The 15,539-nt window shown below is 39.8% G+C and carries 9 protein-coding genes; 8 read left to right on the forward strand and 1 reads right to left on the reverse strand.

Annotation, left to right across the window (positions count from 1 at the left end; translation table 11 throughout):
* Nucleotides 1-42 precede the first annotated feature (42 nt).
* From H6G74_RS06905 to H6G74_RS06935, 7 genes are all read left to right on the forward strand, one after another.
* A complete protein-coding gene (locus H6G74_RS06905; RefSeq protein WP_190966975.1) occupies nt 43-612 on the forward strand; it encodes a superoxide dismutase family protein in 570 nt (189 codons plus the stop codon).
* A 202-nt stretch (nt 613-814) separates the two neighbouring features.
* Nucleotides 815-2,941: a CHASE2 domain-containing protein gene (locus H6G74_RS06910; RefSeq protein ID WP_190966976.1), complete on the forward strand. Its 2,127-nt coding sequence runs from the start codon at nt 815-817 to the stop codon at nt 2,939-2,941.
* 752 nt (nt 2,942-3,693) lie between these two features.
* Entirely contained in the window at nt 3,694-4,356 is a 663-nt protein-coding gene (locus H6G74_RS06915) for a tetratricopeptide repeat protein (RefSeq protein WP_206756978.1), read from the forward strand.
* Nucleotides 4,357-5,295: 939 nt separating this feature from the next.
* The gene (locus H6G74_RS06920; protein WP_190966978.1) at nt 5,296-7,089 is read left to right on the forward strand and encodes a ShlB/FhaC/HecB family hemolysin secretion/activation protein; all 1,794 of its coding nucleotides are present in this window, start codon (nt 5,296-5,298) and stop codon (nt 7,087-7,089) included.
* A gap of 127 nt (nt 7,090-7,216) precedes the next feature.
* Entirely contained in the window at nt 7,217-10,030 is a 2,814-nt protein-coding gene (locus H6G74_RS06925) for a CHAT domain-containing protein (RefSeq protein WP_190966979.1), read from the forward strand.
* Between the two features lie 219 nt (nt 10,031-10,249).
* Nucleotides 10,250-10,741: an orange carotenoid protein N-terminal domain-containing protein gene (locus tag H6G74_RS06930; RefSeq protein ID WP_190966980.1), complete on the forward strand. Its 492-nt coding sequence runs from the start codon at nt 10,250-10,252 to the stop codon at nt 10,739-10,741.
* Nucleotides 10,742-11,766: 1,025 nt separating this feature from the next.
* On the forward strand, nt 11,767-12,951 hold the full coding sequence (locus H6G74_RS06935; protein WP_190966981.1) for a low temperature requirement protein A: 1,185 nt from the start codon (nt 11,767-11,769) through the stop codon (nt 12,949-12,951).
* Between the two features lie 212 nt (nt 12,952-13,163).
* Here H6G74_RS06935 and H6G74_RS06940 read toward each other — a convergent pair whose 3' ends face one another.
* Nucleotides 13,164-13,655, reverse strand: a complete 492-nt coding sequence (locus H6G74_RS06940; protein WP_190966982.1) for a hypothetical protein — start codon at nt 13,653-13,655, stop codon at nt 13,164-13,166.
* A 182-nt stretch (nt 13,656-13,837) separates the two neighbouring features.
* On the opposite strand from H6G74_RS06940, the gene H6G74_RS06945 reads away from it, so the two are divergent.
* Complete coding sequence (locus H6G74_RS06945) at nt 13,838-15,526, forward strand: NAD-binding protein (RefSeq protein ID WP_190966983.1); 1,689 nt, start codon at nt 13,838-13,840, stop codon at nt 15,524-15,526.
* Nucleotides 15,527-15,539: the final 13 nt, after the last annotated feature.

Consider the following 15,539-nt stretch of genomic DNA (forward strand, 5'->3'; position numbering starts at 1 on the left):
AAGAACAAAACCAGTGTTGATTGAGTTTTGAGAATTTGAATTATGAAATTTATCTCTTACATTGTTATTGCCTGTCTAGTATTACTAACAGCTTGTGCTTCTCCTTCCAATGGGGCTGGGGTACCGCTAAAAGCTCAAGCCCAAATTACTGGCCCTGGGATTACAGGGACGCTGAAAGCCGTACAAAATACCGAACTTCAGTCTGTTTGGGTGGCTGTGGAAATTAAAGGTGATCCCAAAATCTTGACTCCGGGATTACATGGCGTTCACATTCATGAAAAAGGCGCTTGTGAAACAGGTACCGAAAAGCCTTTTAGTTCTGCTGGTGGACACTTCGACCCAGGGCCTTTTGGTTCATCCACTCCGGTGGAAAAAAATCATCCTTATCATTTAGGTGATTTACCCAATATTAAAATTAATCCCTTGGGTCAAGGTCGTTTAGAAGCATTTATTAGCAGTGTGACTCTTGGCGATAGTCCCATCAGCTTATTTGATGGTGATGGTAGTGCGGTTATTATCCATAAACTCCAGGATCAAAAGAAATCTGGTGGTACAGCCGATGAAGCTGGTGGTGGTCGTTTAGCTTGTGGTGCGATCGCCAAGGCAAGTTAGTGTAAATTCCAGTAGGGAAAATCATCTTTGATTCTCCCTACTTCTAGAGATTTAATGATTTTTGTTCCAGTTCTGATACAGAATATCGCAACTTGAAGTTATCAACCTACAATTACTTTTAAATGTGTATGGTTACACTCACGCCAAAGTTTTGTACTGTAACGTAGTTGACATACCATAAAAATCCAACTTTCGTAAGACTATGTTTGCAGGGGCGAAAAAATTATTCACACAGCCAGTCATCGTTACTAGCGTCCTAGTTACACTAGTTTTGGTTGGAGTTCAAAGACTCAGATTATTAGAATACTTTGAACTCAAGGTGTTTGACCAAATGATGCAAAGGCGTGCAGATTTACCCCCTGACCCCCGCCTGTTGATTGTGGGATTTACAGAAGAAGATATCCAACAACTCAAGCATGGCACCCCCACAGATGAAGAACTAGACAGGCTGTTAGGCAAATTAGAAAGTAACCAAGCCAGTGTTATTGCTTTAGACTTCTTTCGAGATGTACCGATCAACCCTGGTCATACCCAACTAATTAACCGCCTGCAAACAAGCAATACAATTATTCCGATTTGTAGCACGACAACACCCCCGCCACCAGGACTAGATCCCAATAATGTCGGATTTGCCGATTTGCCAGAAGATCCTGATGCAGTCATTCGTCGCGCCCTGCTATTTGTCAGCCCAGATCCAAAAGTACCTTGTCAAAGCCAACAGTCTCTAGCAGTGTTAGCCGCACTAAAATATCTCACCGACACAGCTAAAATCCAACCAGAAATTAGCCAAACAGACGAGGGGTTACAGTTAAAGCTGGGAAAAACCCTGTTTCATCGTCTACCATCAGATGCAGGCGGTTATGTAGCCGCAGATAATGGCGGCTTTCAAATCTTACTCAACTACCGTGCCTTTCATAATATTGCCCGCACAGTCAGTTTTATAGACGTACTCAACAATAAAGTTAATCCTGATTGGGTCAAGGGCAAAATCGTTTTAATTGGAGCCACAGCACCCAGTAAACAGGATATCCGGAATACTCCTTATGCTGCTGGTAAACAAGACAACACGGGCAAAATGCCTGGAATCGTTATTCATGCCCATATTGTCAGTGAAATTCTCAGTGCAGTTCTTGATCAAAGACGCATATTTTGGTATTTCCCGGAATGGGGAGAATTCATTTGGCTGTGGGGTTGGACTGTCATCGGTTCATTAATTGGATGGAAAATTAAACATCCCATGCTTTTGGGCTTATCTGGTGGCGGTGCTTTGGTTGGCTTGGTAGGTGGTGGCTTTATTATCTTTACTCAAGCTGGATGGGTACCAATAGCACAGCCTGTCTTGGGATTAATAGCTGCTGCTGGCAGTGTAGTTGTTTACACTGCATATTATGAAAAACTACAGCGAGATAAAATTGCCCATCAAATTCAAGAACAAGAAAAAACTATAGACCTTTTAAAATCTTTATTAAGAGAAGGTAGTAATACTGGTAACGAAGCTAATTCACCAGTTGATAGCCAGCCCCAAAGGGATCAATTGCTGAACCACCGTTACAAAGTAAGCAGTGTACTGGGTTCAGGGGGTTTTGGTTATACTTACTTAGCCGATGATACTAAGCGCCCTGGTTCGCCAAAATGTGTTGTCAAACATTTACAACCTGCTCAGAAAGACCCCAGATTTTTGGAAGTTGCGAGGCGTTTATTTAAAGCAGAGGCAGAAATTTTAGAGATTTTGGGTCAGCACAAACGTATTCCCCAACTATTAGCTTATTTTGAAGAAAATCAACAATTTTATCTTGTACAGGAATATGTCAAAGGACATTGCTTACAAGATGAGTTGGTTATTGGTAAGCGTTTTGAGGAAGCTGAGGTAATTAAAATCTTAAGGGATGTGTTGAAGGTACTAATATTTGTTCATGATCATAATGTCATTCATCGAGATATTAAACCGAGCAATTTGATGCGACGGGAAACCGACGATAGGATAGTATTGATTGACTTTGGCGCAGTTAAACAAATTCAACCACAGCAAGAAGAAGAAAGTTTAACAGTGGCTGTGGGTACTTTGGGTTATGCAGCGCCTGAACAACTTATGGGTCAGCCCAGGTTGAACAGTGATATTCATGCCTTGGGTATGATTGGAATTCAAGCTTTAACTGGAAAAGTTGCTAAAGAAATTGAACGTGACCCCCAGACGACTGTACTAACTTGGCGCGATAAAGCACAAGTTTCTGATGGTTTAGCTGCGATATTAGACAAGATGACTTATTTTGACTATCTCAGAAGATATCAAACTGCTAAAGAAGTTCTTGAGGATTTGGATAAGCTCTAGAGTTGGATGAGGTTACAGGTGATAGTGTGATCCCATTCCACTTGAAAAATTATACATATCGGCAAGCCGCGCCTCGACTCCCTTCTCCGCAGGAGAAGGGTTAATTTTGCCTTTTTGTACTAGCTCAAGTTTTCAGAAATTTCAATTCTGCTGAAATTAGAATTAGAAGTTAGGGAGTATGAAGCACTTTCATATTTGGTTATAAAACTTGTCTTGTACTTCATATAAAGGAAAACTACTTTATCTGATATTTGCTATTTACCAAAAAATCTTTCTACTACACTGACTTCTCTACTTAATATTTACTTTATGAATAGGCTCTCACTAAGAGATTAAAATTTTTTCTTAATTATGTAAAGGGCGATCGCCACAGTTATCTACTGTATTATATATATCCTTGATAATGTAAAATTCGGCCATAGATATTACTGTACTACCTAAAGTATGATTGTATGCAAACATCTGATATCTGCTGCAAAATAGATACTTTTATCGATCATGATTGCTACTATACCCGGTAAGTACTAACACAGAAGTCAAGAACAAATAACTTTGGGAGAATTAGAAGCAATCACAGTTTCTAATTTCAAACCCTGAATAAGATATCAAAATTCATCTAGCTGAGAATGTTTACAGCAAGGTCAATCAATTCTTATTTAGTTAATGACTTGCATCCAAGTTTGGCTGTACACCCTCCTTAAGTCAAATCGAGCTAATTTATGAAGCACAGATTCCTCACGGCTACAGCACTAATGACAATAACATTGTTCATACCTTTAGGTAAAATTAAACCTGTAATGGCTGAACAAAGTTATACCAGCAGCCTAAGTCAACTATCTGAACTGAGTTCTAGTCCTAATCAAAATCGCATTGGACAGCAATTATCTATGATGCTAGTAATTGCAGGTGGTGGAGTGTTTGGCTGGCTGGCGCTGAGAAATAAAAAGTCTGTTTTAAGTAAACTGTCTTTTCAGAAAATAAATTTAGATCAAACTTTTTCTCAAGAAAGCTCTATTTCCCAAGACAGAGAAGAAATACAAAACACTACAGAAACTACAGATATTGCTACATATATTAAACAAGCTTATAGTTATTTCAAACAAGGTGATAGCCAAAGAGCAATTGAAGAATTTAATCAGGCAATTGGTGTCAATCCCCAGAATGCTTATTTGTATGGTGAAAGAGCAAATTTCCGGCGCAAGAACCTTGGAGACAAACAAGGAGCGATTGATGACTACAGTAAAGCCATTGGGATTCATCCCCAAAATGCTCTGTTCTATCTTTGGCGTAGTCAGGCTTATAATGACCTAGGTGAGCAGAAACAAGCTATGGAAGACTATAATATGGCCTTGCGCCTCGCTCCTGAAAATACGATGTATCACTCTTTTCAGAATGCTGCCAACTTCCGCGAATAGTTGTATTGATAATTGCTGAATAAAAGTGCGATCGCTCTGTAAGTAAAATCTTATTATTTATTAGTTTTCTAAAATTGTTACCACCAAGGCATATAGTATAAATACTGCTGTTTTGTGGCTTTAAATGTCAAAGAACTGTAGTTTAAATTACTGAGTAAATTACAGGTAACAAGTGAGAGAGTGCCAGTTATTTCTATTCTGGGTTTTCTCATACCAATTCACAAAATTACTTATACAAATCACTTTCTCTACTTACTTTAGCGTCTTCGTAGGAGAATGGATTCGAGTTTCTGTTTACTGTGCTACCCTCATGATTGGATTTTTTAGTTGGAAGTTCCTGAGAACCTGCACAGGCTGTTACAGAGCTTTACGAAGAGCGGGTTTTTTCCACTGACAACGCAAGATAATGCGCCAGATTTTTAGTCTTTTAAAATACCCAAAATACTTTGGATGCAGATTTTTTAATCTGAGATTTTAGCTAACTTAGTCTTATTTTTCAAGATGAGTAATTTATTAGCGCATCAGGGAAATTAATAAAATAGAAAGATTACCTACGCAAATATACTGGTAAAATCAGTAGATAAATTCATCTGAAATAGTTTTTTGTGTTTATTAGTCAGCGAAAAACAGTGAAAAACTTAAATATCTCTCAAAGATAGATATTGATATGTCTCAATTGGGGAGATGACTGCTACTAGCCGGACATTAACAAAGGCAAAGTCACCGAAGAGGCTCCAGGGAAGGGGACAGGGAGCAGCCCTTCCCTGGAGCGCAAAGCGAAGCATGGGTACGAAGCCCCACTCTGGAAGGGCGCTCTGACTGGGGCGGAGTTCAAGCTCCATCTCAGTCTTCCCCCTTACTCCCTGCTCCCATACCTCTTGTGACACAGCCGATGCTTCCACAAAAACATGCAACATATCCTATCTACATCTACCTACCATGTCCGTTGAATATTTTTTGAGTCTGAAAGATTATAGGCGATCGCTTAATCATCTGATCTTCCTTTTCTTGTTTCTTGGCAATTTATCTCCCAGTCTTGTGCAAGCGCAGACAGGAAATATTCATTTAGTAGCTCAAGCCAGACCAGATTTACCACCGCCAGAAAATTTACCAAGACCACAACTACCGCAACCAATTCCACCAGAGACTCCCAAATTACCACCACCAAAAGATTTATTCCGCACGCCCAACGAAACTACTCCACCACCAGAAACAATCCCCAGTGGAATACAAGATACAATTCGCGTTGACCGTTTTGAAGTAATTGGTAGTACTGTATTTAGCAGCGCAGAATTGGCAGAAGCCACGCAAGAATTTACTGGTAAACCCATCACCTTTGCAGAATTGCTCAGAGCCAGTGACGCTATTACAAAACTCTATACCGATAAAGGTTACATTTCTTCAGGAGCATTTATCCCGGCTGATCAAACCTTTAAGGCCAGAGGTGGTGTCGTCAAAATTCAAGTGATTGAAGGTAGTGTGGAAAGTATAGAAGTTCGGGGACTCAAAAGACTCAACCCAGATTATGTGCGGAGTCGCATTGCTGTAGCTACAGGCAAACCCTTAAACGTCAACAAGTTACTCCAAGCACTGCAACTATTACAACTTAACCCTTTAATTAAAAATATTTCGGCGGAGTTGGCGGCTGGTTCTCGTCCAGGGACTAGTGTAATTGATATTAGGGCATCTGAAAATACAACCTTCAGCGCCCAGGTGAATTTTAATAATAATCGAGTTCCGAGTATTGGCAGTTTTCAAAGGCAAATTCAATTTAACCAAGCCAATTTATTGGGATTAGGTGATGGACTTTCTGTTGCTTATGCCAACACCGATGGCAGTAATGATGTTGATTTCAGCTACACATTACCTGTTAATCCCTACAATGGGACTGTGCAGTTTCAATATAACTACACCACTAGCAATGTCGTAGAAGAACCGTTTGATGTTTTAGATATTGAAGGTAGATCCCAAGATTTTGCCATTACATTTCGCCAACCAATTTTGCAAACTCCTACTACAGAATTTGCCTTGGGAATTACAGCCAATCGCCGTAACAGTGATGTTAGCTTAGAACCTTTGCCTGGGGAACGTATTCCCTTTCCTTCACCGGGTTCTGTGGATGGTCAAACTCGGCTTTCGGTGCTGCGATTTTTTCAAGATTGGACACAACGCAATAGTAGAGAAGTATTTGCAGCGCGATCGCAATTTAGTTTTGGGATAGATGCCTTTGATGTTACCAACAGTGGCGCACCACCAGATAGTAGATTTTTCTCTTGGCGGGGACAAGCCCAATGGGTACGCCTGTTAGCACCAGAAACCTTACTTTTATTGCGAGCTGATGCTCAATTAGCCGACAGAGCATTAGTACCCCTAGAACAGTTTGGTTTGGGTGGTCAACAAACAGTGCGGGGCTATCGCCAAGATTTACTCTTGACAGATAACGCTGTTTTTGTGTCGGCTGAATTACGTTATCCTATTCTCCGCGCCCCGCAATTAGGAGGTGTACTACAATTAACGCCATTTATTGATTATGGTACTGCTTACAACAGTTCCAATCGTGCTGATCCTGATCCTAATAGCCTTGCTTCTGTTGGCTTGGGATTGCTATGGCAAAGCGATCGCATTAATGCTCGATTTGATTGGGGTATTCCTTTAATTGATGATAATTCCCGGAATAATACATTGCAGGAAAATGGTTTGTATTTTTCTTTAGTTTATACTCAACCATTTTAAGAAGTTTGAAGTTTGAATCATAAAAAAGAGTTTTGAAATCAAAAAATAAACCTCCTTTATGTACTCACACAGAATTAATTAAATACATGCTTTTTGTCAGTTGAAATTACGAATTAAAAAAAGAATTATGTCTGCACTGATTTTTTTAGCCACAATATCACAAATTACTCAGCCAGTTGCCTTGATTCCTAACTCGTATCAAGTGGCGATGCAAAATGTGACTGCACCCATCACAGAAACTCTGCTATCAGCAAATCCGCAACAAACTTTAGAACAGGGAATGCAACTTTACCGAACTGAAAATTTTAGCGAAGCGGCTAAATTGTTTCAGCAAGCGGCGGGAGGCTTTCAAGCACAAACCGATCATCTCAATCAAGCCCTAGCATTGAATTATCTGGCATTATCAGAACAACAAATTGGACAATTACCCCAAGCGCAAAAAGCGATCGCTGACAGTTTAGCATTATTAAAAATAGCGGTGCAAAGAAATTCCTATGACTATTTATCAATACTTGCCCAAGCTTGGAACATTCAAGGACAAGTACAATTAGCATCAGGACATTCCCAAGAAGCATTAACAAGTTGGGAGCAAGCAACAGCTATTTATACAAAATTGGGTGATGATGCAGGTAAAATTGGTAGCCAACTAAATCAAACTCAAGCATTACAAGCATTGGGATTATATCGTCGGGCGAGAATTACTTTAATTCAGGTAAATGAATTACTCGAAAAACAACCAACTTCTCCCCTAAAAGTGACGGGACTGCTGAATTTAGGTAATACCTTACGGTTGATGGGTGATTTAACTCAAAAAAATGCTGAAGGAAAAACAATAGAACAACTTGGTTCTTTGCAAGTACTAGAGAAAAGTTTATCCCTAGCTGAACAAGTATATCCACAATTAATTCCCGACATTCAGTTGAGTTTAGGAAACACTGCTCAAGCTTTGAGTTTAGGGCAGAATCCTGAAGAAAAAAGCCAAAGACTTGCCAATGCTTTAGCTTATTACACTAAAGCTACCCTAGCTAAATCACCATTAACTCGGTTACAGGCAAAACTGAATCAAATGCGCCTATTAATGGATGATCAAAAATGGCAGCAAGTCCAAGGTTTGTTGCCAGAAATTCAGCAACAACTGGATGCTGTACCAGTAAATCGCACAACTATATATGCGCGGATTCACTTTGCTCAAAGTTTGACTTGTTTGAAACAGCTAACTGAACCTGCCAGGATGGGAATGAATGCTAATTGTCCCAAAAATGAGATATTAGCTGATGCCAGTTTCAGTAATGTCAAAAACCTCGAAACTGTGCAATTAACTGGGGCAAATGTCGAATGGAAAGCGATCGCCCAAATGATTGCCAGTGCAGTTGACCAAGCTAAAATGCTCAAGGATAGGCGTGCAGAAGCTTATGCTTTAGGGACATTAGGTAATTTATACGAACAAACTCACCAGTGGCAAGAAGCCCAACAATTGACTCAGCAGGCTTTGAAATTAGCTGAAGGAATTGGTGCATCGGATATTGCTTATCGTTGGCATTGGCAATTAGGCAGAATTCTCAAGGCGCAAGATAATCCGCGACGTAACGAACAAGCGGCGATCGCAGCTTACACCAAAGCAGTGAATAATCTCAAATTATTGCGGAGTGATTTAGTAGCGATTAACCGGGAAGTCCAATTCTCCTTTCAAGAGGGAGTTGAACCGGTTTATCGGGAACTCGTGAGTTTATTGCTGCAAAATTCACCATATCAAGAAGATGCAGCAGCTAATCAACAAAATCTCAAAACTGCCAGGGATGTCATTGAATCATTGCAATTAGCTGAGTTAGATAACTTTTTTCGCACAGCTTGTTTAGATGCGAAACCTGTGCAGATTGACGAAATTGATCCTAAAGCCGCAGTCATTTATCCGATTATTTTACGCGATCGCTTAGAGGTGATTGTTTCTTTACCTAACAAAGCCAAAAATCAAAAACAAAACTTATTATTACGCTCCAAACCCATTCCAGTTTCTCAAACAGAAGTAGAAAAGACCATTCAAGAACTAAGAGCCAAATTAGTCACACGTTCAACGCGGGAATTTTTGCCAATTTCCCAAAAAGTTTATAACTGGTTAATTAAAGATATCGAACTCCAATTGCAAGCACACAAAGTAGAAAACCTAGTGTTTGTCTTAGATGGCGCATTGCGGAGTGTACCAATGGCCGCACTCCATGATGGGAAAGAATATTTGATTCAAAAAGGCTATAACATTGCACTCACACCAGGGTTACACCTATTACCGACTCGTTCTTTCAATAGAGAAAAGCCACGCACCATTGCAGCCGGAATCACGGAAGCTGTAGGAAACTTTGAAGGATTACCCAGTGTTGAACAAGAAATTAACACCATTAAACAACAAGTACCAGCGCGAGTCTTACTAGATAGTCAATTTACTAAAATTGCCCTAGAAAAAACCATCAAGTCATTTGGCGCACCAGTGGTTCATCTTGCAACTCACGGTCAATTTGCTTCTAACGCCGAAGATACATTTATTTTAACTTGGAAAGATTCGCAAATTAAAGACCCAACCTTAGCAGGCGATCGCGTTAATGTTAACGAACTAAGTTCATTATTGCAAACCAGAGAGACCAGCCAAAGAAATGCGATCGAGCTATTAGTTTTGAGTGCTTGTCAAACCGCTAGTGGTGATAAACGGGCTGGCTTAGGACTTGCTGGATTTGCACTGCGTTCAGGGGCGCGGAGTACATTAGCAACATTATGGAGTGTCGATGATCAAGGTACTGCCATGATTATGGGAGAGTTTTATAAACAGTTTGCTAATACCAAAGAGACGAAAGCAGAAGCTTTAAGACGCGCTCAACTTCTGCTTTTGGCAGACCCTAATTATAGGCATCCTTTTTATTGGTCTCCTTACGTTTTAGTAGGTAATTGGTTATAAATCAATTCAATTAAGTTCATATTTTCATCTGTAGAGATGTTATATACAACGCCTCTACTTTTTTCATAATTTTAATTATGAGGATTTCCCTGTTCCCTTTTAATTCTGACTTCTGAATTATTCTCTTTGGTTGAACTACATCTGTCTTCAGTAGGGTTAAACCAGAAATAGGTGTTTGATAAGGTGGCTAATGGCAACATAAATCACAAGTAAATCGTTATGACCTACACTCAAACTAATGACCCTACCATTCGTAAATGTGTTGAATCTTGGCAAAAATTAGATGTAGATGAACAACTAGGTTTGTTCTGGTTTATCTATAAAGAAATGGGTGGCTCTGTTACTCCTGCTGCTCCTGCTGCTAGTACTGTTTCTCCAGAAATTGCCGAAGGTTTATTTAATCAGGTAAAAGAATTAAGCCACGAAGAACAACTACAAGTTCAGCGAGACTTAATTAATCGAGTAGATACTCAAATTGGCAGAGAATATGGTTCTTTAGGAGATACTACCAAACTCTTATTTTGGTATCGTCTATCTCAAGGGATGGATGGTAATGTAATTATTCCTGTACCTGCTGGTTATCGCCTTTCTTCAGCAGCCGAAACTTTGTTGAATCAAGTTAAAGAATTACCTTTTGAACAGCAGATAAATATTTTCCGCGACTATGTTTCTCCAATGGGTGCTGAACCTAAAGCTGGTGCTGAAATTTAATTGTTAGGATATTGAGCTACAGTGAGCAAGGCTGTAGCTTAATGTTTGTAATCATAAATGATTTAGCAACAACTCTCACTTGTCTCTTTTATTTACATCTCAAATGAGACTGCTATAGCAATTCTTTGTCATAGATAAACACAGAGTAAATATAATTTTACTCTGTGTGTTTGTTGGTTGCTCATTAGGATAGTTGCACCCTAAATTCGTAACGCCCTTGGTTTTATATTTATAATTTAAATTGTCTTTTGATCAGTTGCATCTATCTGACGAGTGGTTGAAAATTTTTAGTTCTGTACATCAATTTATCAATAATTGGAACTACACCAAAAAAGTAAAACCCTAGAGCTGGGAATCTCTAGGGCTGATAACCTGACCACCTTTACTTTATTTATAATTGATGCAAAATCAAAGTGAATGTTTACAATAGACTTAAATATTTGGCTTATGTCTAGCAAGATTTTCTAAAAAATATTATTGCTGTGATATTATTATCCATTGAAATGATACTATACATATTTTGTGGATAATCACGCTGATATTATTCAAAATTATATTTTTTCTTGTTTAATACTTTTGATTAATTAAATTTTAAGGATAAAATTTCTGATTTTATGTCTATATATATAGCCTACAAAGCTTGATTGCTAATGATAAATAAGGAAAAATAAAAGCATCATGATACATGATTGTAGCCAATTACAGTGACAGAAAGCCTAACCAAAGTCCGCACTTGCGGACTTTTTATTTTGTCTGTAGAGTCTTATTTAAATTACAAACTTATTTCTCAAGAGAGATAACAAGTTTCTTGAGATTACATTTAAATTTTGACTTTAATTAACCGCAGATGGACGCACATAAATTTGTACATCAGCAGGCTAGAAAAGGCTATAGCAATTCTAAATGATTGATAAACATCTCCCTCTCTGGTCTACTGTATCTTCCTTGTCCCCCTTGTCCCCTTGTCTTCCTTATCTCTTTTGTCAGTATGATAAAAAGCTATTAGCGATTTGCAAGTAATTTTTATGACAAATTTTCTCCAGCCGCCAAGATTACGTATTGCTGAGGAAGATAGTGAAGAAGAAAGACGTGCCACTTGGCTGGAACTGTTTTATGATTTGGTATTTGTGGTTGCAGTGTCACAAGTAGCGCATAATCTCAAGGAAGATATTTCGCTGTCGGGATTACTGGGATTTGTGGTTTTGTTTATCCCGATTTGGTGGTCATGGATTGGGACGACGTTCTATGCTAACCGCTTTGATAGCGATGATGTGATTCATCGGTTGTTGGTTGGGGTACAAATGTTAACGGCGGCGGGGATGGCTGTGAATATTCATCATGGCTTGGGAGAAAGTTCGCCGGGTTTTGCTTTAGCTTATGCACTTGGTCGGGCTGTGTTAGTGGCGGAGTATGTGCGGGCGGGGATACATATTCCGTCGGCGCGTCCGTTAACAACTCGCTATGCCATTGGTTTTGCGATCGCATCTTTGATTTGGTTGAGTTCGGCTTTTGTTCCTGTTCCTTGGCGATTTGCACTTTGGGGCGTGGGAATTGCGATTGATTTTGGTACACCAATAACCGCACGCAAACATCAAATTGGCTTACTTCCTCACGCTTCTCATTTACCAGAACGTTTTGGATTGTTCACAATTATTGTGTTGGGGGAAGCGATTATTGCGGTGGTGGAAGGTGTCTCACAGCAAAAATGGCAGGTGTTGACGGTAATTTCCGCCATTTTTGGGCTGATAATTGCTTTTAGTTGGTGGTGGGTTTATTTTGACAATTTAGGCGGGACACCCATTGAAACTGCACGCACTCAAGGAAAAGTTGGGACTGTTAACATTTGGCTTTACACCCATTTACCATTAGTAATTGGGATTGCGGCTACTGGTGTTGGTGTCGAAAAAATCTTGGTCAGTCCACCAACTTTAGCGTTACCAGATGCTCAAAGATGGTTGATTTGTGGTGCAGTAGCATTATGCTCGTTAGCTGTGGGTATTCTGCACCGCTATGGCGTGATTCGATATTGTAAGATTCGTTCGTTGTATCGCTTGGTTGGTGCAGTTGTGCTACTAGCGATCGCACTTTTTGGCAAAGGTTTATTACCAATCTTCGTCATCGCCTTAGTAGCTGTGGTTTCTGCTGTACAAGTTATTCAAGATGTGTCTCAAAGTCGCCCGAATACTCGCTTGGCTGATCCTGAAATTTAAGTTTTTTAATACATATCTTGCACCAGGCGACTGGAAGTCGCGGCTAAACAGGCAAAACCCGCCTACGCGGGTTAAGAACCTTGATTGTCTGTTAGTCCGCGCAGGCGGACTTTGTTTGTATAGCCGCGATTTCTAATCGCTAGGGCTAGGTGCAAGCTATATATATATGGGCTTCTTAATTAATTTCATACTTCACACTTCATACTTCTTTCCTAATCTGCGATCGCCCAACGCACATAAGGACGAAAAGCGGCTACAGTTTTGTAAGTAATTAGCTGTCCTGGTGCGTTGATTTTTCGCAAATCTACACGGAAATATGCCTTTTTATTTTTAAACTGCACATTATAAAAAGGATATTCCTGTCCTTGAGTTTGACCAACACAATTAGCATAATTACTGCGTAAAGGTGAAACAAACTCAACAAACAGCTTATTATTAGATGCGACTAATTGAGTTGTATCGGCAAAATCTCTAGTCTCTGCAATTACAGTATGTTCTGCACCACCTTCATAGGGTAAAATTAACCACCACAAACCAACTATCTGCGGGCAAGTTCCGCTTGTACGTTGCACTTTTAATTTTACATTAGGTTCAGCCAGTGGACTTTGTGAAGGTTGTGCTTGCGCTGTAGAGGCGATCGCACCTGCGGTAATTAAAGGGCATAAAATACCAGCCACAATTGTTAATTTCGCTAACTTATTCATAACTTAAAATGTTCATTATACTAACTATTCTTCATAAATTGACTCTGTAAATGTCGCAAAAGTACCTAATTAATTTGATTTATCGCTAAGGTATTTTCAGTTACAGTTACATCCTTAAAAACAACGCCACAATATGGTTAATTACGAATTATAAATTACGCAGTCATACTACCTGCTGTCTCATGAAACCTCGAATCATTGTTTGTGGCTTAGGGCGTACGGGATATAAAATTTTTCGTCTGCTGAGACAGCAGGGCGCATTGGTTGTTGGTATTCATCACAAACCAATTCCTGGCGAATGTTCACCAGATATTATTATTGGTAATTTACACGCGGCGGCGACTTTAAAGGCGGCAGGAATTCATCAAGCACATACTTTGGTAATTACAGCTTCGGAGGATACCTTAAATTTATCAATTATGATGCAAGCGCGGGTATTAAATCCGCGAATTCGCATTATTAACCGCTTTTATAATACAAACTTGGGTGAAAGACTGGATCAAACTCTCCCAGAACATTTAAGTATGAGTGTTGTGGGATTAGCCGCACCATTATTTACATTTGCGGCTTTAGGAAATCAAGCTATAGGACAAATCAAATTATTTGACCACACTTGGCCTGTTCAAGAAGAATATATTGATGAAAATCATCCTTGGTTGGGGCGAAATTTAAGTGATTTATGGGAAGAACCCACACGAATACTAATTTATTACCTACCCGTAAAAGGGGAGATGAATTTAATTGATGGAGTGCTATCTGGACAAGAATTACAAGTAGGCGATCGCATAATTGTCGCAACTCAACCGCGCATTCGTTCTACCCGCAGATCGTTAATTAAAAAAGTCTTAAAAGTTTGCACCAGTCTGCGTCAGTTTCAGCAACATGGACAATCAATCGTCATTGGTGCGCTAGTCTTAATAGCAATTATAGCGATCGCCACACTCACATATATGTCTACAGAACTTAGTTTATCTGTAGTCGATGCCCTTTATTTTTCTGTGGGGATGATTACTGGCGCAGGCGGTAATGATAAAGTTGTCGAAAATGCACCCAACAGTGTCAAATTATTCACCATTGTAATTATGCTGATTGGTGCAGTGGTGATTGGTATTTGGTATGCGATGCTAACCGATTTTGTGTTAGGTAGCCGCTTTAAACAATTTTGGGATGCAGCCAGAATTCCCCAACGTCATCATTATATTGTCTGCGGCTTAAGTGGCATTGGCAGCAAAATTGTCCAGCAACTTCATACCAGTGGCTATGAAGTCATAGTGATTGAAACTGACTCAAATAATAAATATGTCAACTCAGTGCGGCGGTTAGGAATTCCGGTAATTCAAGGTGATGCTAGTTTCCGCACCATTTTACAAACCAGTAACGTCACTGCGGCGGCGGCGGTATTAGCTGTCACTAACAACGATGCAACGAACCTAGAAATTGCCCTGAAAACCAAAGGGTTAGCACCAAAAATTCCTGTAATTGTCCATTATGCTGACCCCGATTTTGCTAGGATGGCGCAACAAGTCTTTGATTTTGAAGCCGTCCTCAGTCCCGCAGAACTAGCTGCGCCAGCTTTTGCCGCCGCCGCTTTAGGCGGACGCATCCTTGGTAATGGTATCACCGCCGATAAACTATGGGTAGCCTTTGCCACACTAATTACAGCATCACATCCTTTTTGCAATCAATTAGTTAAAGAAATTGCCATATCTGCTGACTTTGTACCTTTATATGTGGAAAGCAACAGTCAACGTGTCCAAGGTTGGGAACTACTCACAACACAACTAGACGAGGGAGATATTCTATATTTAACAATGCCAGCAAATCGTTTATATCAACTGTGGCGCGAAGAAAAAGTATCGCAGACAAGTTAGTACAAGAAAGGGT

Source organism: Nostoc spongiaeforme FACHB-130, assembly GCF_014698475.1.
GTDB classification, from domain to species: Bacteria; Cyanobacteriota; Cyanobacteriia; order Cyanobacteriales; family Nostocaceae; genus Nostoc_B; species Nostoc_B spongiaeforme.